This is a genomic window from Thermogemmatispora tikiterensis (genome assembly GCF_003268475.1).
Classification (GTDB): domain Bacteria; phylum Chloroflexota; class Ktedonobacteria; order Ktedonobacterales; family Ktedonobacteraceae; genus Thermogemmatispora; species Thermogemmatispora tikiterensis.
In genome coordinates, this window is record NZ_MCIF01000002.1 from 1060184 (window position 1) to 1086228 (window position 26045).

A 26045-nucleotide genomic window follows, 5' to 3' on the forward strand; every position below is an offset into this window, starting at 1 on the left:
CCTTGCTCGGCTCTCCCTTTTTTGACAGGAGGATTTTCGGCGCAGGGCGACTGATCCTGAAACAATTTTGGGGCGAACTTGCTCTAATTCGATAACACCGACACCAGCTCAGGAGGCTCAACTGATGGGCTTGATTGAAACCGAGGAAACCAACCAGTTCACGTTCGAACCGTTCGCCGCACACCACTTCTATACGGAGATTAACCGCGCGCTCGTGCAGCAGGCCCTGGCTCATCTGGAAGGGCAACCCCGTGAGCAGCCTTTGACCATCGTCGATATGGCCTGTGGCACCGGCGCAGTCACACGCCTGATCGCGGAAGAGCTGACCCGCCGCGGACGACAGGCACGCCTAATCGGGGTCGACCCTTCCGCGGAGGCCCTGCGCCGCGCGCATAAAAGCATGGAGGCCCTGGGAATGCAGGCCGAGTTTATCCAGGGCGAAAGCGAGGACCTGCCACGCATTGTGCAGAACGTTGACATGGCTTTCTTCTGCAATGCCATCCATCTGGTTGCTGACAAGCTGACCGCTTTCCGTCAGATCGCCGCTATTTTGCGCCCGGGCGGCATCTTCGCCTGCAACAGCGCCTTTTATGAAGGCACCTATGTCGCAGGAACCGAGCGCTTCTATCGGATGTGGACACGCCGCGCTGTGGGCTGGTTGCGCAAGACTCACCCGGATATTCGTCCTTCGCGCGAGACCAAGGCTCAGGCGATGCAGTGGCTTTCTCCTGAGGAATACGCCACGCTTTTCCGCGACGGGGGCTTCAGCCGTGTGGAAATGACGCAGAGACAGGTATCAATCTCGCTCGATGCCTGGAAGGACCTGGGCCAGTATTGGCTCTTTATTGAGGGCGCTCTGCCCGGTGTACCGCTGCCGATCGGGGCCCAGGCGCTGGCAGTAGCCGTCTATGAGGCTGGTCAGGAGCTAGGTGTGCAGGAGGTTCCTCGCATGTGGCTCCAGATGGTGGCGATAAAGGATGCCTGACGAAGCCGGCAACAGCGAGCCTACGGGAAGCCGAAGCCACTGCGCCACGGTTCACTGCTCGCTCTCGCTTAGCCAGACACCATCTGCTCTCTACCCACTTTCAATCAGCCGCCGCCGGAGAGGTTCTCCTGGGCTGGGCCACTGGCCCAGGTCATCCTTCCCCTGTAGTGGTCTGAGAGAAGCCGCTCCAGGCGCCGGGATGCCGGCGCTGCTGCTCGCCGGCAGGCATCAAGCGGAGGCCAGCGGCGCCTGGAGTACAGCATCGTAGAACTGCATTTCGTACTGATGGCTGAGACGTATCACCTGGGTCAGGCGCTGGCGCTCTGCCGGCTCGAAGTGCCGTTCGCTGAGCCAGCGCTCCAGGGGAGTGAGCTGCTCACTGATGGCCAGATGGGCACTGAAAAAGGCTACCTGGGAGGCTTCCAGCTTGTAATGGCGCATGAGCGCCGGGTAGACGCGCAGGCAAAGCTGGGCAAAGACCTCCTCGCTGGCCCCTACCGCCGCCAGCCATTCTAGAGGGGTACCCGTCTCAACAATCCAGTAAAAGAAATTGAGCAGCGCCAGACAGGCCGCTAACGGCTCAACCTGGGCAAAGGCCGCTCGCGGTACTCCGACCGCCGCTCCGAAGCGCAGCAGCAGCTCAGGACCTCCTTTTTTAGCCACCAGCTTATCGATGAGCATCTCCTGCAGCTCTAAATTGGGGGCGGCCCGCGCAATGGCCAGACCATCAAGACGATAGGCATCCTGGACAATGAGCCAGTCCTGCAGAGCAAAGAGACCCAGTCTCTCTCGAGCCAGCGTACCTGTCTCTATGCCGCTCCAGAAGGGATGGTGAAGAATGCGCTCACGCAGTGACCGTAGCTCTGGCGTGAGCAGCTGATCAAACCATACCATTACTCAGTTCCCTCTCGGTTGTTCTTTTTTCTTATCTCATGCTGACGGTCCGGCTCAGACAGCTGACGCCGTCTCATTGTTGCCGGGTAGACCACCGATCGGCTACACTGTAGGTGCAGCCGCTGCATAATGCTGCCTGCACCTGAACAGGATCGGGAGGAGGTGGGAACAGAAGCATGCTGGATAACTTGACGCTTATCCCACTGTTTGCTTTTACCCTGGCCGCACTCATGTTTATGGGACTGGCGATCGACAGCTTTGTTGAGCGTGGCCTCTCCTTGTCTAGCCTGGCACGCTTCTGCCTGGAGCTGGCATTGAGCAGTCTGCTGCTCTTACCCGTGGCCTATGTCCTGCTTGACGCCAGCGGCGAGTGGTACATCTTCATTGGAATCACTGCTTTGCTGCTGATAGCAGCACTCTGTGCCCTGCTGGGGCAGCTTGCCCGTCTCATCAGCCCCAGGCGCTAAGCGCGCAAAAGAGAGGGAAGCGCGCCAGACATGTATGTGCTGGCCGAGCTGGCGCCACTCAACCAGAGGGCAGTCACGGCCCGACTGCCGACCTTGACACCGGCGCGCCCCTCCCTTTTGCTCCCTGTATGCTTGCTCCCACGGCCAGCCTGACCAGGTTCAGCCTGCCTTTGAGCAGGGGCTAGAAGGGCAGGACCTAGCTGAGACCAGCCAGGGCATGGAAGACGGTCCTGAGAGCAGGATAGAGAGCGCGATATTGCTCATAGAAGCGAGCATAGAGCGTGACCAGCTCGGGCCGGGGCGCTGTGTTTTCGACCACTCTGACAGTGGCCTCGCAGGCTGCCTCAACCGAGGGATAGAGGCCAGCCGCCACTCCCGCCAGTAAGGCCGCTCCAAAGGCTGGTCCCTCGCTGGCATTGGTCACGGCCAGCTCTACACCCAGTATATCGGCAATGATTTGCCGCCAGAGAGGACTCTTGGCTCCGCCACCCGTGGCCCGCACCTGCTCTAGCTGCAATCCCTGAGCGGTAATGATAGTGAAGCAGTCCTTGAGACTAAAGGCCACACCCTCCAGGACGGCTCGAATAAGATGGCGGCGATCATGAGCGGCAGTCAGACCGATCCAACCGCCACGGGCATAGGCATCCAGATGCGGTGTACGTTCCCCTTGCAGGTAGGGCAGGAAAAGTAGCCCCGCGCAGCCAGGTGGAGCGCCCTCCGCTTCGCGTGTGAGCAGCTCATAGGCATCCAGATCAGTCCAACGCTCCAGAGCACGCTCAGGCAGTCCCAGATAGTCGCGCACCCAGCGCAACGAGAGGCCCGCTCCCTGCGTTACCCCCATCAGATACCAGGCTCGCGGCACGGCATGATTAAAGGTGTGAATGCGAGGTGTCGGGCCTGAGCGATCGACATGAGGGGCCTCAGCATGGGCTAGCACCACCCCACTGGTGCCGATCGAGACCAGGGCAAGGCCAGGCCGCACGACGCCATTACCTACCGCCCCACAGGCATTATCGGCTCCCCCGCCAGCTACTGGAGTACCAGCGAGCAGACCTGTGAGAGCAGCCACTTCCTCCGTAATCGTACCGGCGACGGCATCCGCTGGCACCACCGGCGGCAGCAGAGCAGGGTCAAGCCCAATAGCTTCCAATACGGCGCTCGACCAGTTGCCCTCAGCTACATTCAGCAGACAGGTCCCGGCAGCATCGGAGATCTCCATCGCCATTCTTCCAGTCAGGCGATAACGGATATAGTCCTTGGGCAGCAGCACGGTCCGAACGCGCGCAAACAGTTCCGGCTCATGCTCGCGCACCCAGAGAATCTTGGGCGCGGAGAAACCCGGCAGCGCCGGATTAGAGACCAGCTCGATCAGCCTCGCAGCCCCCACTTGCCCGGTCATCCAGCGACACTGCGGCTCGCTGCGCTGATCCGCCCAGATGATACAAGGGCGAATTACCTGGGCCGCTTCATCCAGCAGCACGATGCCATGCATCTGGCCAGAGAGGCCAATCCCCCGCACTGCAGAGGGCTGAACCCCAACCCTGGCCCCTTGCTCCAGACAGGAGCGAATCGCTTTTAACGTTGCCTGCCACCAGTCAGCCGGATTCTGCTCGGCCCAACCGGGACGCGGATGAAAGAGCGGATAGTCCACAAAAGCCGAGGCCAGAGGACGGCCATCCACCGCAGCAAAGATAGCTGCTTTCACGCCAGTGGTGCCCAGATCAATACCAAGTAGCGCTTCCATTGGCATGCATCCTGGAAAAACAGATCAGCAGAGCAGGGTCATGCGCCTGCTGGCCGTACCGGGGACTGCCTCCCATGCCAGGCAATCACAGGCAATCAGACACAAGTAGGCCCGCGCCTTGCCTGACGACTGGCCTGCCCTGCGCGGTCAACAAGACGAAGACCCTCCTCTGCCGTAACGCTTCAGCCCGTTTCGTAGTCCTCAGCGCTTCTTACGCTGCTGAATAATGCCATCGATATAGGCCTGATCCAGACCCAGCGTCTCGTAGACGATGCGATAGCCCTCGACAGCGTCGGCCCGTGCCCGCGCCTCGGCGAGAGCCTGACGATCGATCCTGCGAGCCAGGTCATTGATAAAGGTCCACTGGAGGACTGAGCGACGCACCGCTGCGATCTGGTCCTCGGTATAGGGGTAGAGATCATAGCCAATGCGCTCGCCATTCTGGCCATAGCCAACATCCTGTAGCGTCATGGCCAGCTCCAGGGTCTGCATAAAGAAAGAAGCGCCGACCATGTTATCGTCGTCAAAGGTGCCCCAGCCAGAGTTGGCATGCTGATGGCCCAGACGCCCCTCAGCATGCAGGAGGGCGGCGTACTCCGCCAGGTTTTCCCCGTTCATGATCAGGTGCTGCCAGTCCATATTGACCAGCAGCCGCGAAGTATCGACGCCCAGACGCCCGATGCGCTCGATAGTATAGAGGCAGGCAGCGATATTGCGCATCAGGATATTCATAGCTGGTTCACTATTCTTATGCTCCAGGAAGACTTTGACGCCCTTGGAAGCGGCATGAGCGACAACTTCGGCCACCCCTTCGACAAAGAGATTCCAGGTGTGGGCGTAGTCGCGCTGAAAGTTATAGTTGTAGCCCTCGGCCCCGGGCCAGATAATGAAATTGGCGCCCAGGGCGGCGGCCAGATCGACACCCCGCTTGAGGGTTTCGATGCCGCGACGACGCAGGACCGGGTCGGGGTTAATGAAAGCACCGAGTTTGTAGGTGGGGTCGGTGTGGAGGCCGGCGGCGATGCAATAGATATCCATCGGGCCCAGAGCGGCCTTGATGGCCTCGACGGTGTCCTCATTGATCTCGCCGGGATAATGGTATTCGAGGCCATCGACCAGATCGGCCAGTCCATCAACCACGCGCTTCGTGCGCGTGACCATGTCCTCATTAGCCACCTCGGGATGGTAGCCAGGCGGGACAAAGCGCGTGACGTTGGGGCCAAAGGCCCAAATCCCAACGCTGTTTTTGATGGCTTGATGTTCCACTGCTCCCTCCTTAGAATGAGATTCCGGTGGACTGTCTCCCGGTACGGTTGTGTCTGTCTGGCCCCCCGTTGCCCAGGAAGCAATCGCCGATCCACCTTTAAGTATACACCCGAGGGGCCTGAAAAGGCGATGGGAAGGCTTGCTCAAGGCGAGTCGCTCTGTCCCCGAGCGGGAGGAGAGCAGCACGCAGGGAAGGAGCCGCTAATCAACCTGGCCAAGCGAAGCGCGCTGGGGAAGGATAGAGCAGAGTGAAACAGAAGTTCCAGAAGAGAAGCATAAAGAAGGTATTGACAGAGAAAACCGGGGTTCTTTATAATCAGCCCATCTACCAGCCTGGTTGATCTTGCAAGCCACATATCCTGCTGGTGGCAAATCCAGGTCACGTCAGCAGAAGGATGGTGGGACGGTGAAAGCAAGGCCGTGTGAGGTTTTACCAGGACCATAGCGTAATGACTCGTAGGGGGTGAATTTGTGCGCTCCCCAAAAAGTTGCGCTCACCGCCCTGCTTTCACCCGCTTTGCGCGGTGCAGACCTGGTATTTGCGAAGGAGGCTGTTCTTCACATGAAGAGAAACTGGTTACGCTTCATGGCGATGACGATGGGTATACCTTTGCTTGTAGTAATGCTGGTAGCCTGCGGAGCCGGCACGACAACAGGCACGAGCACCAGCACAACACAGGGGTCCACCATCATCAAGGTCGCCACTGATTTTCCAGTCAGCGGCGCGGACGCTGGTATTGGAAAATCGACTGAGAACGGAGCGCACCTGGCCGTTGATGAGGCCAATGCTAACCATGTGATCCCCGGCTATACACTGCAGTTCGATCCCCAGGACGATGTTGGTGCCTCGGGCGTCCACGATCCGACGAAAGGCGCGAATAACATGAAGGCCCTGGTCGGCGATGCTCTGGTGGCAGGCGTGGTTGGCCCACTCAACAGTAATGTGGCCCAGGCGGAGATGCCGATCGCTAATCAGGCCCCGCTGGCAATGATCAGCCCGGCGAATACCAACCCCTGCCTGACCAAGGAAGGGGCCGACGTGGGCTGCACCGGAGCAAATGACCTGGTTCCCAAGCTGCGCCCCACAGGCAAGGTGACCTACTTCCGCGTCGCAGCCACCGATGACCATCAGGGACCCGCAATGGCGGACTACCTGTATAATACGCTGCATCTGCGCACAGCCTACGTCATCGATGATACGGAGACCTATGGCGCCGGCCTCGCTAAGTACTTTGTCCAGGAGTGGACAAAGCTGGGCGGCACGGTGGTCGATGGCAAGAGCCACAGCGTCAAGAGTACTACTTCCTATTTGAATCTGCTGACGGCAGCAGCAGCCTCCAAGCCCGACGTGATCTACTTCGGCGGTAACTACTCGACCGGAGGGCAGTTGATCCAGCAGCAGATGATGACTATCCCCTCGTTGAAGAACGCAGTCTTCGCGGGCGGCGATGGTCTGACTGGTAGCTCGGATTTCTACAAGCAGATCGTCGATTCGGGCGGTAAGGCCTACATGACAGTGGCCGCCCCCGATGTGTCGAAGATCCCCGCCGCGCAGCAGTTCATCAAGGACTACACGGCGAAGTACGGCGATGTGGGTCCTTATAGCGCTGCCGCCTACGATGCCATGAATATCCTGATTCAGGCCATCAAGACGGCTCTGACCAAGACCCATACGCCCAAGGATTCAAGCGACGCGGCTCAGGCTCAGGTCTTCCGCCAGGCGGTCATCGACGCTCTGAAGACGATTACGTATAACGGTATCACTGGCAAGATTTCCTTCGACCAGAACGGTGATACGACCAACAAGATCTTCACGGTCTATCAGGTCGCCAACGTGAACGGTCAGCCAGATCTGGAGGCAAAGGAAGTCGTTACCGTCCAGTAACACAGCTCAAGAGCAGGCAGGCCAGTCAGGTTTACACCGTCTAGCCGGTCCTGATTCTCACTGGCCTGCCTTTCAGACTCCTACTTGCTGTAGCTGTTGCAGTCCTCGGTTGGCTGAAGATTCTCCCCAGGCTGGTGTCCCTGCGACTCCTGTTGCTCTTGCAGTGGTTGCTGTTTCTATAGTCCTCATCGCCCACTTCAGCCGACCTTTCTGGATAAGGCAGGAGAGAGCCAGTCAGTCAGGCAGCTCGTTAGCCCATCAGCCCATCAGCCCCAAGCATTGACCGTTGCTTTCTCCTGCCTTGCCCCTACCCGTCAGATGCTGGTATCATAAACTGGCAAAAGGTGAGGTGCAGGTTCTATGACCCTGTTTTTGCAACTGCTCGTCGAAGGGCTTGTCATCGGGTCGATCTATTCTCTGGTCGCCCTGGGCTACACGATGGTCTACGGGATCATCGAGCTGATCAACTTCGCCCACGGCGATATTTTCATGATGGGCACACTGGTAAGCCTGTTTATGGTGACGAACGTCTTTCACCTGACCGATGTTTCCAAGATGTCACTGGGCGGCATGCTTGTCATGCTGGTTGTAACTTGTCTGGCATCTATCGTCATCTGCGCTCTGCTCGGTGTGCTCATTGAGCGTATAGCCTATCGTCCGCTGCGCAACGCCCCTCGCCTGGCCCCACTGATCTCGGCCATTGGCGTCTCGCTGGCACTAGAGGATATTGCGAAGGCCATCATTGGCCCTAATCCTGTTGCGGCGCCATACCTGGTTCCCCTGGTCCACTATAGCATCGGCTCGGTCGACATCACAAATACTGATATCATTGTGCTGGTCGTGGCCCTGGTGCTGATGGTGGGCCTGCAGTGGCTGGTCACCAGCACCCGCATCGGGCGCGCCATGCGCGCTGTGGCACAAGATCGCGAGGCCGCAGCCCTCATGGGAGTCAATGTGGACCGTGTAATTGCGATCACCTTCCTGATCGGCGCTGGTATTGCTGGAGCCGGAGGCTTTGTCTTCCTGCTCTCGACTAACAATACTGTCTTCAACATTGGCTTTGAGCTGGGGTTGTTCGCCTTTACTGCCGCAGTGTTAGGAGGCATTGGCAATCTGGTTGGTGCTATGCTCGGCGGTCTGGTGATTGGTCTGATCCGCGCCCTGGTGACCTACATCCCCGATCGCGATCTTCCCTTCGGCCTACCACACGGCGGCGTTGCCTGGCAGGATGCCGTGGTCTTCGCTATCCTGATCCTGATTCTGGTCTTCCGTCCGACAGGCCTCCTCGGGCAGCAACTGGCAGAGAAGGTCTAGCTGCGAAGCGTGAGCACGCGCACGTTGCTATAAGAGGTACAACACGATGGCTATGTTGGTCCCTTCCCAAATCCTGCCACAGACAGGTGAGACCCGCCGGCTGCTTCTCAAATGGGTCATCGCTTTTTTGGTGCCGGTCCTCGTCTTTACGCTCGTCTGGAGTGGTGAGGCGATTCTGAATGCAGCCCTGCTGGCAATCTTCTTCCCCGGTAGCTTCTCAATTGCGGCGATTGCCGCCGGCCTCTTTATGCTGCTCTTTTACGGCATCATCACGGGGCTGACAGGCTATCTGGTGGCAGCCGACAGTGGTCGTCAGAGTCTGCTGGATCTGTGGATCTCAATGTTCTTCTTCACGGTGGTGCCGATCCTTTTGATCTACATCACCGCCAACCTCTTTGTGGGCCTGGCCGCCTCAGTAGTAGTCTGGGCCTTCTACTATTATGGGCGCCGTCTCGTTCGACGTTTCCGTCCCCCTGCTCCCCTTCCTCCCCTGCCAAGCCTGAAAGTGCTTGATGCTGAGATGCGCGCGACTTTGCTGACACGCGCACGCCTCGGCAGTTTCTGGTTCGCACTTTCCTTCTCCCTGATCTGGTTATTGGTCGACCTGCTCTTCTACTTTACCGGCCAGTACGGCCAGGCTTCACTGGTGTTCCTGGTCTGGATCCTGTTGCGCAGTGTGTTGCTGCCTGTCGCTGGCTGGCTGTTAGGAAGTCTGGGCGGGCTGGTGGCGATCCGCCACGCCGTGCCGGCTAACGGCAACGGCAGCAACGGCGATCGTGCCGGAGCGCCAGTCAGTACACGCCGACTGCGCCTGCTCTCAGCAACCCGCGCTCGCGAGGAGGCGCGCGACCTGGTCCCCAATGATCTCCCTCTGCGCAGCACAGGCGCCCGCAATTTCTACCTCCTGTTGCTTCTCGCCCTGCTCGTGTTCTACCCCATGATCGACCCCTTCCTCTTCGGCCCGGGCACGGACTCTCGTCTGGACAACTACGGTAACGCCGGCTACTATGTGATTCTGGCTCTGGGTTTGAACATCGTCGTGGGCTTCGCTGGCCTGCTGGACCTGGGCTATGTGGCCTTCTTTGTGATCGGGGCCTACACCTGGGCAATGGTTGGCTCACCCCAGTTGACAGTCCTGACAGGCATTCACATCAATCCCGATATCTGGCCCTGGCTCTTCTGGCCAATGCTGATTGTCGCTGCTCTGATTGCAGCTCTCTGGGGCGTCTTGCTGGGCGCTCCCACCTTACGCCTGCGCGGCGACTACCTGGCAATCGTGACGCTCGGCTTCGGCGAGATCATCCCCATCGTGGTCCAGAACCTGGATAAGTACACCAATGGCACCAACGGCCTGACGGGTATCTACTCTCCAGCCTTCTTTGGGGTACACTGGAATGTCTCGACTTCGGAGCCGTACTACTACTTGATCCTGGTGCTGATCGCCATCGTGTTGCTGGCGAATCTGCGCCTGCGCGATTCGCGCATTGGACGTGCCTGGATAGCGATGCGAGAGGATGAGATCGCCGCTGCCGCCTCGGGCATCAATTTGACGCGGACAAAGCTCCTCGCCTTCGCGGCAGGTGCCTTCTTCTCCGGAATCGCCGGCGCTTACTATGCAGCGAAGCTCAGTACGGTAACATCCGGCAACTTTAGCTTCAGCGACTCGGTCATCTATCTGGCAATGGTGGTCCTCGGCGGCCTGGGAAGTATCCCCGGCGTGGTAGTGGGTGCCCTGGCTGTCTATGCCGTCAACGTCCTGGTCTTGCCCCAGCTCGACGCCCTGGGGAACGATCCTAGCAGCATCATCTACCCGATCTATACGCACATCCTGCAGGTGATCCCCAATTTCTCGTTTAGCAATATCCGTAACCTGATTTTCGGGATCATCCTGGTGGTGCTCATGATCTTCCGGCCAGAGGGGCTGATCCCCAGTACGCGCCGACGTCATGAGCTGCACCACACTGAGGCCGAAGGGGTAGAGATTACTTCGCTGGATACTCCACCAGGCGCCCCAGGCTTCGAGTCAGAGATGCGCGTTGAGTAAAGAGCTGCCAGCATGTGTGACGAAGTGCAACGGAGCGAAGACCCATGCTACCGAATATCGAGGTTGTTCCTAGCTGGAGGCTGCAATCATGACTGCTGAGCACGAGCAGGCCCCTCAGTCCACGCGCCAACCTTTGCTAGAGCTGAAGAAGGTGACCAAGCACTTCGGCGGCCTCGCTGCAGTCCAAGACGTGGACCTGGCTATCTACCCGCAGGAAATTGTGAGTATTATCGGACCGAATGGCGCGGGCAAAACAACGGTTTTCAACCTGATTACCGGCATCTATCTGGCCACTTCGGGTGAGATCATCTTTGAGGGCCAGCCCCTGAAGAAGGCCTCCCCTCACCAGGTAGTGCAGCGCGGCCTCGCGCGCACATTTCAGAACATCCGCCTGTTCAATAATATGACGGTGCTAGAAAATGTGCTGGTGGGCGAGCATCTGCGCCTGAAAGCTTCAATCCTGGACGCGGTCTTCCGCCCCCCGTGGGTCAAACAGGAGGAGGAGGAGGCTCGCCGACGTGCGATTGAGCTGCTCAGTTTCTTCGGTCAGCACCTGGTCGATCGCCAGGACGAGTATGTGATTAATCTCTCCTACGCCGATCGCCGCCGCGTGGAGATCGCCCGCGCTCTGGCCTCGGAACCTAAACTGTTACTACTCGATGAGCCGACCGCGGGCATGAATGAGGCAGAGACAATGGAAGCCGTGCATTATATCCGCCGTCTACGCGACGAGCTGCATCTGACCATCTTGCTGATCGAGCATAAGCTGATGGTGACAATGGGCATTTCCGACCGCATTGCCGTGCTCGACTACGGACGCAAGATTGCTGAGGGGCTGCCCGATGAGATCCGCCGCGATGAGCGGGTGATTACGGCCTATCTCGGCAAGGCGGCTACCGCCGATCGCCAGACATGGCAGGTGGCACTCCGGCCCCAGCCGGAGGGGGAGGCAAATAATCACCATGAGTGAGACGCTGATTGTGCCAAAGGCTATGCTGCTGTTCGTTGACTACCAGACTGCCGCTTATGTGGGAGGGGATCGATGAACGAGGTGATGCTACAATTGGAGCACGTCGATACGTTCTACGGTCCCATCCAGGTGCTCCACGATATCAATCTGGAGGTGCGCCGCGGCGAAATCGTCTGCCTGCTGGGGGCTAATGCTGCCGGCAAGACGACTACGATGAAGACAATTTTCGGCCTGGTCCGCCCGCGTCGGGGGAGGATCATTTTCGACGGACAGCGTATCGATAACCGGCCCGCCAGCGATATTGTCCGCCTGGGCCTGGCTCTGGTCCCTGAAGCGCGCCGCATTTTCCCGCGCATGACAGTATTGGAAAATTTGCAGATGGGCGCTTATACCCGCACAAACAAGGCTGAGATCGAGCAGGATCTCGACCACGTCTGCCAGATCTTTCCACGTATTAAGGAGCGCCTGAAGCAGATAGCGGGAACTCTCTCAGGCGGCGAACAGCAGATGCTGGCTATGGCCCGCGCCTTGATGTCACGTCCACGGATGATGTGCATGGATGAACCGTCAATGGGCCTCTCTCCTCTTCTGGTGGAGACGGTCTTTGAGACGATCGTGCGCATTCGTTCAGAGGGCGTCACGATCTTTCTGGTGGAGCAGAATGCCTCGATGGCGCTGAGCCTGGCCGACCGCGGCTATGTACTGCAGACCGGGAAGATTGTGTTGAGCGATACGGCCGCTAATCTGCTGGAGAACGATCTGGTGCGGCAGGCTTACCTCGGCGGCTCTTGAGTCGCTGGCATTCCACCCGGCCTCCCTGTACTGCTCCTGCGTCGCTTCGCCTCGGCCAGCCAAGCCAAGGATCAAGACTTGCCAAGGCCCGCATAGCTCGCAGCCGGTTCGCTCGTGGGCCTTGGCAGGCTTTTTTCTCTTGATGGTTTACCCCCCTGTTCAGGAGAGCAGGTTAGCTTTGGAGCAGAGCACTGCGGATTATCTAGCCAGCAGGGAAGAAAAGGAGGTCATCGGATTTCATGATCCGTAGTTACGATTATGTCCATCGACGCGGGGTGCGCTTTTTATCCTGGGAGGAGATCGCTTCATTAGGACGCAAGCTGTGTGAGAGCCTGGCCAGAGAGCAGATCGAGGCTGTTGTTGGTATTGCTCGCGCTGGCCTCTTTCCAGCCACGTTAGTAGCCTGCGCACTGCGGCTTGACCTGTATCCAGTGCGCGTGAGTCGACGCCTTCAGGATGAGGTGCGTTTCCCTTCACCGGTCTGGCACGTACCGCTGGTCCCGGATGTCTCCGGCAAGCGTCTCGCTGTTGTCGATGAGATCGCCGATAGCGGGGAGACTTTGGCGCTGGTAGCGGAGCAGGCGCGCGCGCTCGGAGCGCTTCATGTTGTGACCGCCGCTCTGGTCAGCCATAGCTGGGCGAAGCCACAGCCCACGTGTGTGGCGCTGCAGACAGATGAGCTGGTGATTTTTCCCTGGGACCAGCAGGTGCTGATAGATGGTCGCTGGCAGCTCCACCCAGAGATGGCCAGCGCCATTGAGGCCCAGCAAGAGGCCGATTCCTAAGAATGAGGCATTGGCCTCCCCGGCCAGGCAGGAGACCTGGCCGGGGAAGTTTTCAGGCGTGCCGTCAGCCATGATCATGATCCCACTCGTCTCCAGGCCCCCCAGGCAGCAGCCGGGCGTTGGATGGCGCACAAGCTCAATGGCTCGTTGGCTCGTCAGGATTGATAGCCCAGGCCGTTAGTCCAAAGCCCACGATAGTGTAGTCTTCTGCCGCCATTTCTTGCAGCATTTGCCGATAGACCTGCTCAAATTCGGCCTCGTCAATGACACCGCTAGCTAGCAAGAAGGGCTTGGTCAGACAAAAAAGGGCCTGCATATCTCTGTAGCCACTGTCGTGCATGGGCATACCATAGGAACCATCATAATAGAAGGCCCGGCGCTGGATGTCGACAAAGCCAGCTTCACGCAGGAGACGCGCCAGCATGTAGACGATCCCTGTAGAGTTGCCGTCGACGGAAAAGGTCCGTTTCTGCTGGGCCAGCGCGCGATTGAGGCAGTTGTAAAGGCGCTGATAAGCAGGGCTATTGCTCACTGGCGTTTCTATCTCGGTGAGACGGATGATGCCACCGGGATGGAGCAGGCGCCGGCATTCCGCAAGAAGGGCAGGACAGGTCCGCTGATCCATAAAGGCCATAATCAGTCGGGCATTGACCAGATCAAAAGAGGCATCGTGAAAGGGAAGGCGCTGGCGAGCATCGGCTACTTCGAAGGTGACATTGGGCAGTGCACGCACACGGGCAGTAGCGAGGGCATAATCGATCATGGTCGGGTTGATATCGATCCCCACCACCTCCAGGTGAGGATAGCGCGCCGCTAGCTCCAGGGCCCAGCCTCCAGGGCCACAGGCAATGTCGAGCACACGCCGAAGTTGACTGAGATCATCTAGCTCGGGTAATAAGCCCCCCATCGCTTCGCTAAAGAGCCGCTCCTGCTCAAGCAGCCGGGCAGTCTCCGCTCCTTGCTCGATATCGATGAAATAGCGGTTCTCCCCCGCGGAAGAGGTGAAATCGGCAGCCACGGTGCTTCTTCCTCCTTGTCCTTTGCTGCTCTACTTACCGGTAACTCTCCAGGAGCCAGGCCGGCGCACGATCGCCAGAGAGATCGCCCATCAGCCATCTCCGGGAAGGTGACCACAGACAGCCAATAATGATCTTCCTCTATGTTACCGCAGCGAAGGCAAGCGCCGCCAGAAGCGCTCAGGGGGAAAAAAAGGCCAGGACAGACATGAGCCGCCTGCGCTGAGGCAGCGTTCTTCAGGTCCAGGCGGAGGGATGGCCAGCCCCGCCCTGATGCAGGCCACGTGCCTGACCATGAGCCAAGAGGGTGAGATGAGCCGGGCGCATGGTGACGCTCAGCGGTAAGGCTACGACCAGAACACCGTTTCCATAGGTGACGGTAGCGCGCTCGCCATCGACTGGTTGCACTAGCTGCAGCTCACGATGATAGGCCCCGATGCTCCATTCATCGATCAGCAGCTCTTTGACGTCTTTAAGCAGAGCACGCATATCTCCGTGCAGGATCAGACGCCCGTCTTCTTGTAACTCAATGTGAATGTCTTCTGGCTCCATGCCTGGCATGGGAGCCGCTACCACTAGACGCTCGTTACTCCTGTACATCTTAACTGGTACGTGGTGGATCTTCCGTCGCTCTTGCATAGTCAATCCTCCTGCCAAGCTCAGAAACATGCTCAGCTGAGTCCGTTCGATCGCTTTACTGGTTGACTCTCTCTGCTTCTAAGAAGAGGCACGACACGCAGCCAGCAAGAGTGTCAGGCTCTGCTGAAAGCCGGGCGTACCACCCACTCATTGGTCTGTTTCTATGTTGACGCAGAACGAAAAGAACCCTTCTACAGAGCAGGATCTCTCTCATATCCTCCATAGGAAGATGAAGATAGCAGAGAGGCAAGACAGTGGTGATAGTATTAATACCTGCGTTTCTTGCAAATCCTGCTCTCGACGGACAGGTGATGAAGGCGGGGCAGGAACTGGCCAACCAGAAGCACTGGCAGACTCTGGGTCAGGATGAGCGGGCCTTCTGGGGAGAATACCAAGGCAGTGCTCTCTATCGTGTCTGCATCGATAAGCTCTCGCTGAAGACCTCCTGTAGCTGCCCCAGTCGCAAGATCCCCTGTAAGCATAGCATCGGGCTCCTCTATCTGGCAACGTCCAGCGCGGATACTGTGCCAGTCGCCGCGCCACCGCGGAGAGGGGCCGGCCTCCGTTGAAGCAGGGGGCCGAGAGCTGCTGCTGCACTGCCTGGAAGACCGCCAGGGTCTGACGCAGGTCCTCACCGGCTGGCAATACCAGCGGGATCGTGCGCTGCACCTCCATCGTCGTGTCAGGCTCCTCCTGGCTGGATATGCTGGGGGCAGGTGCCTGCTTCCCAGACCCAGGGCAGGCGCTGTGCCGGGTCTTGGAAGCAGGCAGCGCCGCCTCACTGACTAGTGGGCCGCCTGGGTGCTGTCCGGGTGTGGACAGGGACAGGTTTCACAGCGGGGGCAATGGCCACAGGCACGCAGAGGCTGATAGCAGCGGTAACAATTGCCGTAGAGTGGCAGGGTCGAGGGAAGGCGCGCCGAGAGGAAACCCGCCAGATAGCCCGCGGCCCAGGCCAGCCACCGGGCCCGCTCGGCGGCAGGGGTCTGCGCCGCAGCCTTCCATTCAGCCTCGCGAAGGGTCTGTTCCACTTCGGCCATGACGTCCTCATCGGAGAGCTGCCGTCCCAGGCGATCCTGCTGCTCATCCCAGACCAGTTCGAAGTACGCCCGGATGCCGGTGCGATAGCCGTCCACGAAGACGGGATGATGCACCTCGATGAAGGGGACATGCACCACTTCCAGTGGAGCCGTCCAGGAGGCGGGCAGCGTCATCGCCCAATGCGGGGAGGGGACGGGAGAGACCGCCGCCGTCCCGACAGCAGGGGCAGACGCGGCTACGGCAGTCGGATCGACGGCGTACGGGGACCCCGCGCGGTCGGCAAACAGGAGAGCATTCAAGGGCTGTTGGGGATCAGGGGACCCTGTGGAACAAGACAGCTTGGCTATGATGGTCTTCCTCCTTCTGTGCCAGTCGTCCGACGGACAGGACAGAGTCGACCAGAGTGGCTCGATGGCCTCCTCAGTCGTCTACGCTTCGATCTTCGGGGCAGTCCTGGCCTCGCTGCGAGCCATTTCGACACGCATGGTTGTCTTCGATACCGCGATGGTCGACCTCAGTGAGCACCTGCAAGATGCGGTCGCTCTGCTTTTCGGTGCTCAGCTCGGTGGCGGCACTGACATCAACCGCGCCCTGGCCTATTGCCAGCAGATTATCACGCGTCCACGTGAGACGGTCCTGGTACTGATCACGGATCTCTACGAAGGGGGGAACACCGAGCAGATGCTCAGGCGCGCTGCGGCACTGGTAGACAGCGGCGTCCAGTTCGTCTGCTTGCTGGCGGGGCGTCTGGCCGCCCTGGGCCTCCCCATCTTCTCCTGCACGCCAGAGCTCTTTCCCGAGCTGATGGCCGCCGCCCTGCAGCGTCGTGACCTGAACATGTGGGCCGCCCAGCACGACATTGTCGCTGCCCGTCCCAGCCAGTCCTGAGAACGCTCAGGCGGCACCGGACTCCCGCATGGCGAGCAAGGGACGACTATCTTCTGCTCGCCATGCCGCTTGCCCTATCCGGGAGCGGGGAACCATTACAGAGTCCCTGTTTCATCGGCCAAGGAGCTAAAGAGATTGTTGAGAGCTTCGGCTAAAGTAGGATGAGCAAAGATAGCATCGCGCAGGACCGTGTAGGGCAGTTTGCCGAGCATGGCGATCTCTAGCATGGCCATGATTTCGCCGCCCTCTATGCCGAGAATAGCCGCCCCTAGAATCCGCCCGTTGTCGGCATCGACGATAGCTTTCATGAAGCCACGGGCCTCATCCACTTCGAGCGCGCGCGCAACTGCGCTCATAGGCAAGCGGGCCACGCGAATGCGCCGCCCATCTGCTCGCGCCTCGGCTTCTGTCAGGCCAATGCGCCCGAGCTGGGGATCAATGAAGATGGTGTAGGGTACCAGACGGTCGCGGGTGCTCGCCCGGCCCCCTTCCAGCAGATTGGTGCGCAGGAGGCGGAAGTCATCGTAAGAGATGTGGGTAAAGGCAGGGCCAACACGGGCGTCGCCGATGGCATAGATGCCTGCTACATCAGTTTCGAGGTGTTCGTTGACCAGGATGCGCCCGCGCTCGTCGGTACGCACGCCGCAGGCTTCCAGATTCAGGGTGTCGGTATTGGGTTGGCGCCCAGCCGCCAGCAGGAGATGAGAGGCGCTGACCTGGCGCTCGCCCTGGGGAGTAGTCACGCTCAGGCGAAGCTGACCATCGGGGAGCTGCTCTATCTGCTGGGGAAGGCTCTCCATCAGCAGCTCGATGCCATCTTCGCGCAGAATATGAGCTACTGCCTCGGCTACATCGTCATCCTCATGAGCCAGCAGGCGCTTGCCACGATGGACAAGCGTGACACGGCTGCCAAAGCGACGAAACATCTGGCCAAATTCGAGGCCCACATAGCCCCCGCCGATGACGAGGAGATGAGGCGGGAGGCTATCCAGCTCCATAATGGAGGTCGAGTCTAAGGCGGGCACCGTCTCCAAGCCCGCCAGCTTTGGTCGGGCTGGTCTGGCTCCGACGTCGATGACAATGACTTCAGCGCGCAGATGGCGGAGCGCGCCATCGGCCAGCCTCACTTCTAGCTCCTTGGGTGAGACGAAGCGGGCTTCGCCCCTGAGCAGGTCGAGACCCTCTACTTCTTTGAGCCGACGCTCGCTTCCCTGACGGAAACTCTCAACAATGGCCCGCTTGCGCTGACGCACCACCCCCATCTCTACCGGCGCCTCGCCTCCAGGAAGGCGCACCCCATAGCTGGCGGCCCGACGAACCAGATAGGCGACGCGTGCACTGGCTATCATGGTTTTGGTGGGAGTGCAGCCCGTGTTGATACAGGTGCCGCCAACGTGCTCACGCTCGATCAGGGCCGTCTTGCGCCCGGCCTGGGCCAGGGCTGTGGCCAGGGGGCCACCTCCCTGCCCGGCGCCGATAATGATGGCATCATAGACTGCCAGAGACGCTTCAGTGCTGGTCATTGCTGCTGCTCTCTTTCTTTTGCTTTTGCAAGCCTGTCCATTAGTCAGCTCGCCCTGTTTCCTCTGCTGTGCCCCGATACTACAGCCAACACGCATGGCGACGGAACATCGTGTCAGCTGATGTATCTCCCTCAGCAGGAAACCAGCCCGCCTTAACAGGAGCAGCACAGGCGGGATCAGCGAGATAGACTTAGAGCACCTGCGTCCAGATAGCTATGCAGAGCCAGCTTGTTTTGTAACGTTTCCATTCCGTCGGCAGCTCGCTGAGGAGCTGCGTTATTTCCTGGGGAGTCAATCCAAGATGGTCTACAAGCGCCGGCAGCAGATGGCGCAGGGCCTGAAGCACATCGCAGCAGCAGAGTTTCCCGATGTGTGGTCCCCAGAGGGGTACTACAATTTCTCGCACCTGTGGCACCAGGCCAAGCCTCTTAAGGCGTTCAGGCAGCTCCAGGGCCAGCGCGAGCTGAATGTCCCGGCAGAGGAAGAGTCGATTCAGCCAGTGCAGCATCAGTAAGGTTCGGGGACCGGGGTTCAAACAGTGATCGCTCAGTTCGACAAATTCGATCCAGCCGGCAATGGCCGTCACGCGCCTCAATTCTTTGAGTACCTGGTCCCAGGCCCCCAGAGGAATGGCCTCTGCCAGAAAACGCTGGTGGGTATAGTCGCTCACGCCATCGTCCAGCGGTAGCCCTTCAAGCAGGCTGGCCCGCATCACCTGGCAATTGGGCGGCAGCCGGCGCAAGAGGGTCAGGTTGCTGTCAATCGTCAGGACAGCGGCCTCCCTCCAGCGCCGTGCTGCCTCTTTCGCCCAGATCCCGGTGCCCGTCCCTACATCCAGAATGACGCGCGGACGCTCGACCGGAGCCAGGAAATGGGTACCCAGGAGGCGGTAGAGGATATAGTGCTGAAATTCCAGGCGATCCTGCTCGCTGGCTGTACGAGGCAACAGATAGACATCATCTACATCAGGTCGGGCCTGCTGGCCCCGGTGAGAATCATTGAGCATGGCCGAACCTGCCTCTACACGGTGATGAAAGCAACAACCAGATGAGGATTCCTGAGCAATATAGGCCCACGTCTGATGTGTGCGCATCATACGGCCAGGGGCCTTGATAGCTGCCTGGCTTGAGGTAGCTGCTCGCACATCTTCGCGCTCAAGGGTAGCCCAATAAAGGAAGGGCGTCAAGAGCATTGATGCTGGCTGGCTCCCGTCAGCATCAGCCAGTGGCCTCACCTCAGCGCGGGGAAACTCGCGGCATGCCGTGGGTTCTCTCCTGGTCAGGATAGCCAGCGCGCACTATAATACTACAAGGCAGTGCTTTCAGATCGAGGGCCGCTCGCTTCAGCAGGGCGGCCTTTAGCTTGTCGCTCCGGCCTTCGCGCCGTGATCAGCCTCCTGTGCTCCCAAGTCATGAAGCGGGCGACTACGCCACTACTTCTGCTGGATAGGAATGATTCTGAATTGATGAGGAATGCCTTTAGCAGCACTCTGGGCAAGAGTACAGAGTCAGAGCCTGCATTTTTCCCTTGGCAGCGACAGCACTTGCTTCCTCTGCTGACGGAGGCCCGCGAGCGCGCTCTGCGCACCAGGCGCCCCACACTTGTGAGCGTTAGCGGCCCTCTTACGCTTGCCAGGCACCTTTGGTCTTTTTCCATAGCCCATCAGCTCCCAGCGGGTGAGGACGCCAACGGGATAGAGCAATCAACCGCAGCAGCTTCAGCCGGGTTTGATCCTCTGCTTTGCTTCGCCATTGGGCCATCGCTTGGTTTCACAGAACGTTTCTACTGGCAAGAGCCAGGAGGGCAACGGATTATGGTTGGTCTAGGTAGCGTAGCCACGCTGGAGGCCCAGGGGCCGGAACGCTTCCGCCAGTTGGCAGGGGCCTGGCAACACCTGATCGCAGAGGCCCTGGTTGCGGCGAGGCCAGCCCTCGCAGCTCACAAGCCGCCCCTGCTGTTCGGCGGCTTCGCTTTCGATCCAGAGCAGCCGCGCTCAGCGCTCTGGGAGGGATTCCCCGATGGGCTACTGATGCTTCCCGCTTTCCTGTTTACCTTTGCGGCCCCTGAACCTACCTTAACGCTCAACGTACTGGTCGCAGCAGACAGGGACCCACTCCAGCTAGGAGACGATATCGTCGCGCAATTGGAAGTCCTGGCCCAGGCACTGAGCAGTCCCCCTGATGTCCCTCCTGCTATGCCTGCTGTCACAACGCCGTCCTCTCTGCACCTTGAGTCGTTGCTGCCGCCAGCAGCCTGGATGGAACAGGTTGCTCAGGCCGTCCGTCAGATCCGCCGTGGCGCCTACGAAAAGGTGGTGCTCGCCCGGGCAGTCCGTCTGCTCCGCCAGGATAGGAGCTTTGAGCCAGAGCCAGCTCTCTGGCGTCTACGCGAGGGGTACCAGGAGGCCTACCTCTTCGCCTTCAGCCGCGCCGGAAGCTGCTTTCTGGGAGCGACGCCCGAACGTCTCGTGCAGGCTCAGGGAGGGGCGCTAGAGACTATGGCCCTGGCTGGTTCCGCACCCCGTGGTCGCACCCTCCACGAGGATGAGCAGCGAGCCTGCGAGTTGCTGGGCAGCAGCAAGAACCAGCGCGAACATCAGATCGTAGTGGAGGTGCTCCGACAAGCTCTCGCCAGCCTGTGTACAGAGATTCACAGCGATCCCGAGCCGCACCTGCGTCGTCTGAAGAATATTCAGCATCTGGAGACGCGCATTACCGGCAGATTGCAGCCTGGCCGGTCCATATTGGAGGCACTGGAAGAGCTACACCCCACGCCGGCGGTCGGCGGCTTTCCGCGTGCCGCTGCACTGGCAGCGATTCGCGCCGGTGAGCAGCTTGACCGCGGCTGGTATGCGGCTCCTATTGGTTGGGTGGATGCCGCCGGTAACGGGTCCTTCGCTGTGGCCCTGCGCTCAGCCCTCCTTCGGGGCCATGAGGCGACGCTCTTCGCCGGCGGCGGGATTGTAGCCGATTCTGATCCGGCCAGCGAGTATGCTGAGACCCGCTGGAAATTTCGCGCCATGCTAGGGGCGCTGGGAGTGGAAGAAGACGATGACGAGAACAGCTTCTGATAGATCGACACCACCCAATCCACTCTACGCTTATGTTGGGGCCTTTGTCTCCGAGCTGCGGCGGGCAGGTATTGCCCATGTGGTAATCTGCCCTGGCTCGCGCTCAACACCGCTCGCGCTGGCCTGCGCAGAGGAAAAGGGCCTGCGCGTCTGGATGCACCTCGATGAGCGCGCAGCAGCCTTCTTTGCCCTCGGCATGGCCAAGCGGCTGGCCTCACCCGTAGCCTTGCTGTGTACCTCGGGCACAGCGGCAGCAAACTTTTTTCCGGCCATTATCGAGGCCAAGCTGACGCGCGTGCCACTGATCGTCCTGACCGCTGATCGCCCTCACGAGCTGCGCGACTGCGGGGCCCCCCAGACCATCGATCAGAACCGCCTCTATGGCGTCTATGTGAAATGGTTTATGGACGTGGCCCTGCCCGAGGCCACAACGACAGCCCTGCGCTATATCCGCACGCTGGCCAATCGCGCCGTGGCCCTGGCGCGCGCCAGACCTGCCGGTCCGGTCCATCTCAACCTGCCTTTCCGCGAGCCACTGACGCCCGAGCCACAGCCGCAGCTGCTCCCTCCAGCCACCGAGCGCGAGCCGCTCGCCTGGGCGGGACGGGCCGAGCAGGCTCCCTATGTGCGGGTCACAGAGGCAGAAGGTGCCGGCCTGCCCGTGGCAACGGTGGCCCGTCTGGCAGCCCTGCTGCGCCAGTATCGTCGCGGCCTGATTATCGTCGGACCGCAGAGCGAGCCGCGTCTGGCCCCGGTACTGCAACGACTAGCCGAGCGCTGCGGCTACCCGTTGCTGGCTGATCCGCTCTCGCAGGTACGCAGCAGTGGGCAGTCCCCTGGCCCAGTTCTGCGCAGCTACGACGCTTTCCTGCGCAGCGAGCGCTTTGTCGCCAGTGCCGCCCCCGATCTGGTGCTGCGCTTCGGCGCAATACCTACCTCTAAGCCGCTCTTGCTCTATCTGCAGCGCTATGGCGATCGGCCTCTGCTGGTGGTCGATGGCGCTGGCGGCTGGGAGGAGCCGACGCAGCTCGCCAGCGAAATGCTCCATGCCGATCCTGTGGCCGTCTGCGAGCAGCTGATCGAGGCTCTGGCTGAGACTAGCGACGCTGAGGAGCATCACGAGCCTTGGCTGGAGCGCTGGCAGCAGGCCGAGCGGCTGACGCAGCAGGCCCTGCGCCGTACAATGGAGACATTCAGTCAACTGTTCGAGGGGCGGGTCTTTAGCGAGCTGGCCGAACTGCTGCCCGACGGCAGCACGCTCTATGTGGGCAATAGCATGCCCGTTCGTGACCTGGATACCTTCTTCTGGAGCGAACGCCCCATTCGCTGCCTGGGCAACCGCGGGGCCAATGGGATCGATGGCGTCCTCTCCAGTGCCCTCGGGGTTAGCGCCGCTCAGCAGGCCCTGGCTGACCCGGCGCCCGTGGTGCTGGTCATCGGCGACCTGGCTTTTCTCCACGATCTCAACGGCCTGATAGCCGCCCATCTGCATCAGTTGCCCTTGCTGGTCATTCTGATCAATAACGATGGCGGCGGGATCTTCTCGTTCCTCCCCCAGGCAGCCTACCCGGAGCACTTCGAGCAGCTTTTTGGAACGCCCACCGGCTTAAACTTCGCTCCCGCCGTAGAGATGTACAGAGGGCGATTCCGTCGCATCAGCTCCTGGGAGGAGTTTCGCAGCGCCTGCCGGGAAGGGCTGAGTCAGGGCGGACTCCAGGTGATCGAGGTCGTCACAGAGCGAGCGAGCAATGTAGAGCTTCATCGCCAGCTCTGGCGAGCAGTGGATCAGGCATTGCATCGAGAGGCCAGCGAGGAAGTATAATGAAGGTACAGGTTGAGCGTCTTCTTCTCCAGGTCAACGGGCTGCAGCTCAGTCTGCTCCAGGCTTGCCCGACGGACCGGCGAGATCAGCCGACGTTGATCCTGCTACACGGTTTCACCGGCAGCGCCCTTAGCTGGGGCTCTTTACTTGAGGAGTTTGCCAGTGCGGGTCTCAGGGTCATCGCTTTTGACCTACATGGCCACGGCCTCTCAGAGGCCCCCGCGGCTCCCGAGCGCTACAGCATGGAGCACTGCCAGGCCGATCTGCTGGCAGCTTTGCGGCAGCTCGGGATTGCCCCCGCCGAGGCCATTCTCCTCGGCTACTCGCTGGGTGGACGCATCGCGCTCTACTGTGCCTTCTCCGGCTTCTTCCGCGCCCTCATCCTGGAAAGCGCCTCCCCCGGCATCGCCGACCCGCGGGAGCGCGCAGCCCGCCAACGCCAGGACGAGGAGCTGGCCGCCAGCATCGAGCGCGAAGGGATAGCTGCCTTTGTCGCACGCTGGGAGCAGCTGCCGCTCTTTGCCAGCCACCAGCGGTTGCCGGAGGAACGCCGGGCTGCTCTGCGCGCCCAGCGCTTGACCAATCGCCCGCAGGGTCTGGCTGGCAGCCTGCGCGGCGTAGGCACGGGAGTGCAGCCCCCGCTGCATGCACGGCTGCCGGAGCTATCGCTGCCGGTCTTGCTGATCTGCGGGGCCCTGGACAAGAAGTTTTGCGCCATCGGCAAGGAGATGGCTCGCCTTCTGCCCAGAGCCACCTTAGCTATCGTGCCAGACGCCGGTCACACGGTCCATCTGGAGCAACCAGCGCGCTTCGCCGGGCTGGTTCTCTCGTTTTGTGCCAATCTGGTGCCCTTGCGCGGGCAGAGTCCTGACGCCACATCAGGGCAGTAATTATGATCAACGGAGAAAGGGGAATACTACCAAGCTATGCCTGTCAACTGGCAAAAGGTCTGCGATTATCAAGATATTATTTTCGAGAAGGCCGAGGGTATCGGCAAGATCACAATCAATCGCCCGGAAGTGCATAACGCTTTTCGCCCGGAAACCCTGAGCGAATTGATCGACGCCTTTAATCGCTGCCGCGAGGACCCCGAGATTGGGGTGGTGATTCTGACGGGCGCTGGTACAAAGGCCTTCTGCTCCGGCGGCGACCAGCGCGTGCGCGGCGAGGGTGGCTATGTTGATCAGACCGGCGTACCCCGCCTCAACGCCCTCGATCTCCAGAAGGTAATCAAGTATCTACCCAAGCCCGTCATTGCAATGGTGGCCGGCTACGCCATCGGTGGCGGCCATGTGCTGCATGTGCTCTGCGATCTGACAATCGCCGCCGACAATGCGCGCTTTGGTCAGGCAGGGCCGCGCGTGGGCAGCTTCGATGCCGGTTGGGGTGCGACCATGCTGGCGCGGATCGTCGGCCATAAGAAGGCACGCGAGATCTGGTATCTGTGCCGCCAGTATACAGCCCAGGAAGCCTACGAGATGGGACTGGTCAATAAGGTAGTGCCGCTGGAACAGCTGGAGGAGGAGACCATTAAGTGGGCAAAAGAGCTGCTGGAGAAGAGTCCCACAGCGCTGCGCTTCCTCAAGGCAGCTTTCAACGCCGATACCGACGGCCTGGCTGGTCTGCAGGACCTGGCAGGCAATGCGACCATGCTCTTCTATATGACTGAGGAGGGCAAAGAGGGACGCAACGCCTTCCTGGAGAAGCGCAAGCCGAATTTCTCCAAGTTCCCACGCCTCCCCTAGCCGGCCATTCAGGGGATCAAGGACGTAGTCGCGATGGCTGCCGATCTCACGCTTGAGCGTATCCACTGGCAGGTCTATTGCCTGCCGCTACGCGCGCCCTTCCGCACGGCCCACGGGCTGCTGAGCACACGCTGGGGAGCAATTGTCGAGGTGAGCAGCGCTGGCGGTAGTCTCCAGGGCTATGGCGAGCTGGCACCGCTACCACCCTTCAGCCCGGCGCTGAGCAGCGTCCTGGCGGCCCTACCTGCCCTGGTAAAGAGCCTGGAAAGGACCTCACTGGGCGAGGCCCTGGCCCTGCTCCAGGAGCAGCAAGAAGCAGGCTGCCTGCCGGCTCCCGCGACCTTCGCGCTGGAGGTGGCTCTGCTCGATCTGCGCGCTCGCGCGCTTGGGCAGGGATTGCTCGCTCCCTATGCCCGCCAGGCCGTACCCGTTAATGCGGTCATTGGCGCCTCCAAGCCCGATGAGGCAGCGGAGGCCGCTCGCCAGGCCGTGGCCGCCGGCTTTCGCTGCCTCAAGCTCAAGCTAAGCGGCGATGAGCAGCAGGACGGCGAGCGCCTGGCAGCGGTGCGCGCCAGCGTGGGAGGAGCTATCGCGCTGCGCCTGGATGCTAATGCCAGTTGGAGCCTGGCACAGGCCGAGCGCCTGCTACGGGCCTACGCCCCCTATGACATCGCCTACGTCGAGCAGCCGCTCGCTGCCGATGACCTGGAGGAACTGCGTCAGCTGCGCCGTCGCTCTCCCATTCCCATCGCAGCCGACGAGAGCCTGAGCGGTCTGGAAAGCGCTCGCCAGCTGCTGCAGCTGGAGGCCGCCGATGTGCTCATCCTGAAGCCGCAGTTTCTCGGCGGCCTTCGACCAACCTTGCAGATCATCGAGGAAGCCGCTACGCGCGGGGTAACCTGCGTTCTCACCAGCGCTCTGGAGACTGGTATTGGCATCTGCGCCACCCTTCACCTGGCCGCCGCTCATCCCGCCCTGACTCAGGCCGCTGGCCTGGCCACCCTTTCGCTGCTGAGAGCAGACCTGCTCTCAGAGCCGCTCACCTACAACGATGGCCAGCTCCAGCTACCGCCAGGGCCGGGCCTGGGCGTCCGACCAGACCGGGCAGCTCTGGCCCGCTATTCTTCTTCAGCACTATAAGAAAAGGCGTCATGA

The 26045-nt window shown here is 60.5% G+C and carries 22 protein-coding genes and 2 pseudogenes; 16 read left to right on the forward strand and 8 right to left on the reverse strand.

From position 1 onward, the window contains the following. Positions 1-124 precede the first annotated feature (124 nt). Positions 125-985, forward strand: coding sequence for a class I SAM-dependent methyltransferase (locus tag A4R35_RS04375; RefSeq protein WP_112426897.1), 861 nt, complete (start codon positions 125-127; stop codon positions 983-985). A gap of 228 nt (positions 986-1213) precedes the next feature. On the opposite strand, the gene A4R35_RS04380 is transcribed toward A4R35_RS04375, so the two are convergent. Then, complete coding sequence (locus tag A4R35_RS04380) at positions 1214-1879, reverse strand: thiaminase II/PqqC family protein (RefSeq protein WP_112426899.1); 666 nt, start codon at positions 1877-1879, stop codon at positions 1214-1216. Between the two features lie 176 nt (positions 1880-2055). On the opposite strand from A4R35_RS04380, the gene A4R35_RS04385 reads away from it, so the two are divergent. After that, positions 2056-2346: a hypothetical protein gene (locus A4R35_RS04385; protein ID WP_112426901.1), complete on the forward strand. Its 291-nt coding sequence runs from the start codon at positions 2056-2058 to the stop codon at positions 2344-2346. Between the two features lie 196 nt (positions 2347-2542). Here the strand turns inward: A4R35_RS04385 and xylB are convergent, their stop codons facing one another. Together xylB and A4R35_RS04395 are read right to left on the reverse strand one after the other, a co-directional pair. Then, positions 2543-4090, reverse strand: coding sequence for a xylulokinase (xylB, locus tag A4R35_RS04390; protein WP_112426903.1), 1548 nt, complete (start codon positions 4088-4090; stop codon positions 2543-2545). Between the two features lie 201 nt (positions 4091-4291). Beyond that, a complete protein-coding gene (locus A4R35_RS04395; RefSeq protein WP_223258194.1) occupies positions 4292-5356 on the reverse strand; it encodes a sugar phosphate isomerase/epimerase family protein in 1065 nt (354 codons plus the stop codon). 562 nt (positions 5357-5918) lie between these two features. On the opposite strand from A4R35_RS04395, the gene A4R35_RS04400 reads away from it, so the two are divergent. From A4R35_RS04400 to A4R35_RS04425, 7 genes and pseudogenes are all read left to right on the forward strand, one after another. Further along, entirely contained in the window at positions 5919-7241 is a 1323-nt protein-coding gene (locus A4R35_RS04400; protein ID WP_112426905.1) for a branched-chain amino acid ABC transporter substrate-binding protein, read from the forward strand. Between the two features lie 360 nt (positions 7242-7601). Next, positions 7602-8555 (forward strand): branched-chain amino acid ABC transporter permease, encoded by a 954-nt coding sequence (locus tag A4R35_RS04405; RefSeq protein WP_112426907.1) that lies wholly within the window; start codon positions 7602-7604, stop codon positions 8553-8555. A 46-nt stretch (positions 8556-8601) separates the two neighbouring features. Next, on the forward strand, positions 8602-10599 hold the full coding sequence (locus tag A4R35_RS04410) for an ABC transporter permease subunit (RefSeq protein ID WP_112426909.1): 1998 nt from the start codon (positions 8602-8604) through the stop codon (positions 10597-10599). 88 nt (positions 10600-10687) lie between these two features. Beyond that, a pseudogene (locus tag A4R35_RS04415) lies at positions 10688-11269 on the forward strand (ABC transporter ATP-binding protein); the annotation flags it as partial. 108 nt (positions 11270-11377) lie between these two features. Beyond that, complete coding sequence (locus A4R35_RS25450) at positions 11378-11569, forward strand: ABC transporter ATP-binding protein C-terminal domain-containing protein (protein WP_449649512.1); 192 nt, start codon at positions 11378-11380, stop codon at positions 11567-11569. 72 nt (positions 11570-11641) lie between these two features. Further along, positions 11642-12361 (forward strand): ABC transporter ATP-binding protein, encoded by a 720-nt coding sequence (locus tag A4R35_RS04420; RefSeq protein ID WP_189361317.1) that lies wholly within the window; start codon positions 11642-11644, stop codon positions 12359-12361. Between the two features lie 239 nt (positions 12362-12600). Then, positions 12601-13146 (forward strand): phosphoribosyltransferase, encoded by a 546-nt coding sequence (locus A4R35_RS04425; RefSeq protein WP_112426913.1) that lies wholly within the window; start codon positions 12601-12603, stop codon positions 13144-13146. Between the two features lie 136 nt (positions 13147-13282). On the opposite strand, the gene A4R35_RS04430 is transcribed toward A4R35_RS04425, so the two are convergent. Next, a complete protein-coding gene (locus A4R35_RS04430) occupies positions 13283-14164 on the reverse strand; it encodes a class I SAM-dependent methyltransferase (protein ID WP_112426915.1) in 882 nt (293 codons plus the stop codon). Positions 14165-14399: 235 nt separating this feature from the next. Further along, positions 14400-14801 carry an Hsp20/alpha crystallin family protein gene (locus A4R35_RS04435; RefSeq protein WP_189361319.1) on the reverse strand — a complete coding sequence of 134 codons (402 nt, stop codon included), beginning with the start codon at positions 14799-14801 and terminating at the stop codon, positions 14400-14402. Between the two features lie 311 nt (positions 14802-15112). On the opposite strand from A4R35_RS04435, the gene A4R35_RS25235 reads away from it, so the two are divergent. After that, entirely contained in the window at positions 15113-15370 is a 258-nt protein-coding gene (locus A4R35_RS25235) for an SWIM zinc finger family protein (RefSeq protein WP_112426919.1), read from the forward strand. Between the two features lie 216 nt (positions 15371-15586). On the opposite strand, the gene A4R35_RS04445 is transcribed toward A4R35_RS25235, so the two are convergent. After that, positions 15587-16141: a hypothetical protein gene (locus A4R35_RS04445; protein ID WP_223258195.1), complete on the reverse strand. Its 555-nt coding sequence runs from the start codon at positions 16139-16141 to the stop codon at positions 15587-15589. 94 nt (positions 16142-16235) lie between these two features. On the opposite strand from A4R35_RS04445, the pseudogene A4R35_RS04450 reads away from it, so the two are divergent. Further along, a pseudogene (locus tag A4R35_RS04450) lies at positions 16236-16730 on the forward strand (VWA domain-containing protein); the annotation flags it as partial. 95 nt (positions 16731-16825) lie between these two features. Here the strand turns inward: A4R35_RS04450 and A4R35_RS04455 are convergent. Both A4R35_RS04455 and A4R35_RS04460 read right to left on the reverse strand, forming a co-directional pair. Next, positions 16826-18253 (reverse strand): mercuric reductase, encoded by a 1428-nt coding sequence (locus tag A4R35_RS04455; protein WP_112426925.1) that lies wholly within the window; start codon positions 18251-18253, stop codon positions 16826-16828. 190 nt (positions 18254-18443) lie between these two features. Further along, on the reverse strand, positions 18444-19259 hold the full coding sequence (locus A4R35_RS04460; RefSeq protein WP_189361321.1) for a class I SAM-dependent methyltransferase: 816 nt from the start codon (positions 19257-19259) through the stop codon (positions 18444-18446). An 807-nt stretch (positions 19260-20066) separates the two neighbouring features. On the opposite strand from A4R35_RS04460, the gene A4R35_RS04465 reads away from it, so the two are divergent. Genes A4R35_RS04465 through menC form a run of 5 tightly spaced genes read left to right on the forward strand, consistent with a single transcriptional unit; the run spans position 20067 to position 26030 of the window. Next, on the forward strand, positions 20067-21323 hold the full coding sequence (locus tag A4R35_RS04465; RefSeq protein ID WP_189361323.1) for an isochorismate synthase: 1257 nt from the start codon (positions 20067-20069) through the stop codon (positions 21321-21323). Continuing rightward, the gene (gene menD, locus A4R35_RS04470) at positions 21304-23145 is read left to right on the forward strand and encodes a 2-succinyl-5-enolpyruvyl-6-hydroxy-3-cyclohexene-1-carboxylic-acid synthase (protein WP_112426931.1); all 1842 of its coding nucleotides are present in this window, start codon (positions 21304-21306) and stop codon (positions 23143-23145) included. Before A4R35_RS04465 ends, menD begins: the two co-directional genes overlap by 20 nt. Further along, the gene (menH, locus tag A4R35_RS04475) at positions 23145-24035 is read left to right on the forward strand and encodes a 2-succinyl-6-hydroxy-2,4-cyclohexadiene-1-carboxylate synthase (RefSeq protein ID WP_112426933.1); all 891 of its coding nucleotides are present in this window, start codon (positions 23145-23147) and stop codon (positions 24033-24035) included. The genes menD and menH overlap by 1 nt, the downstream gene beginning before the upstream one ends. Before the next feature lie 36 nt (positions 24036-24071). Continuing rightward, complete coding sequence (gene menB, locus A4R35_RS04480; protein ID WP_112426935.1) at positions 24072-24890, forward strand: 1,4-dihydroxy-2-naphthoyl-CoA synthase; 819 nt, start codon at positions 24072-24074, stop codon at positions 24888-24890. 33 nt (positions 24891-24923) lie between these two features. After that, on the forward strand, positions 24924-26030 hold the full coding sequence (menC, locus tag A4R35_RS04485; protein WP_112426937.1) for an o-succinylbenzoate synthase: 1107 nt from the start codon (positions 24924-24926) through the stop codon (positions 26028-26030). Positions 26031-26045: the final 15 nt, after the last annotated feature.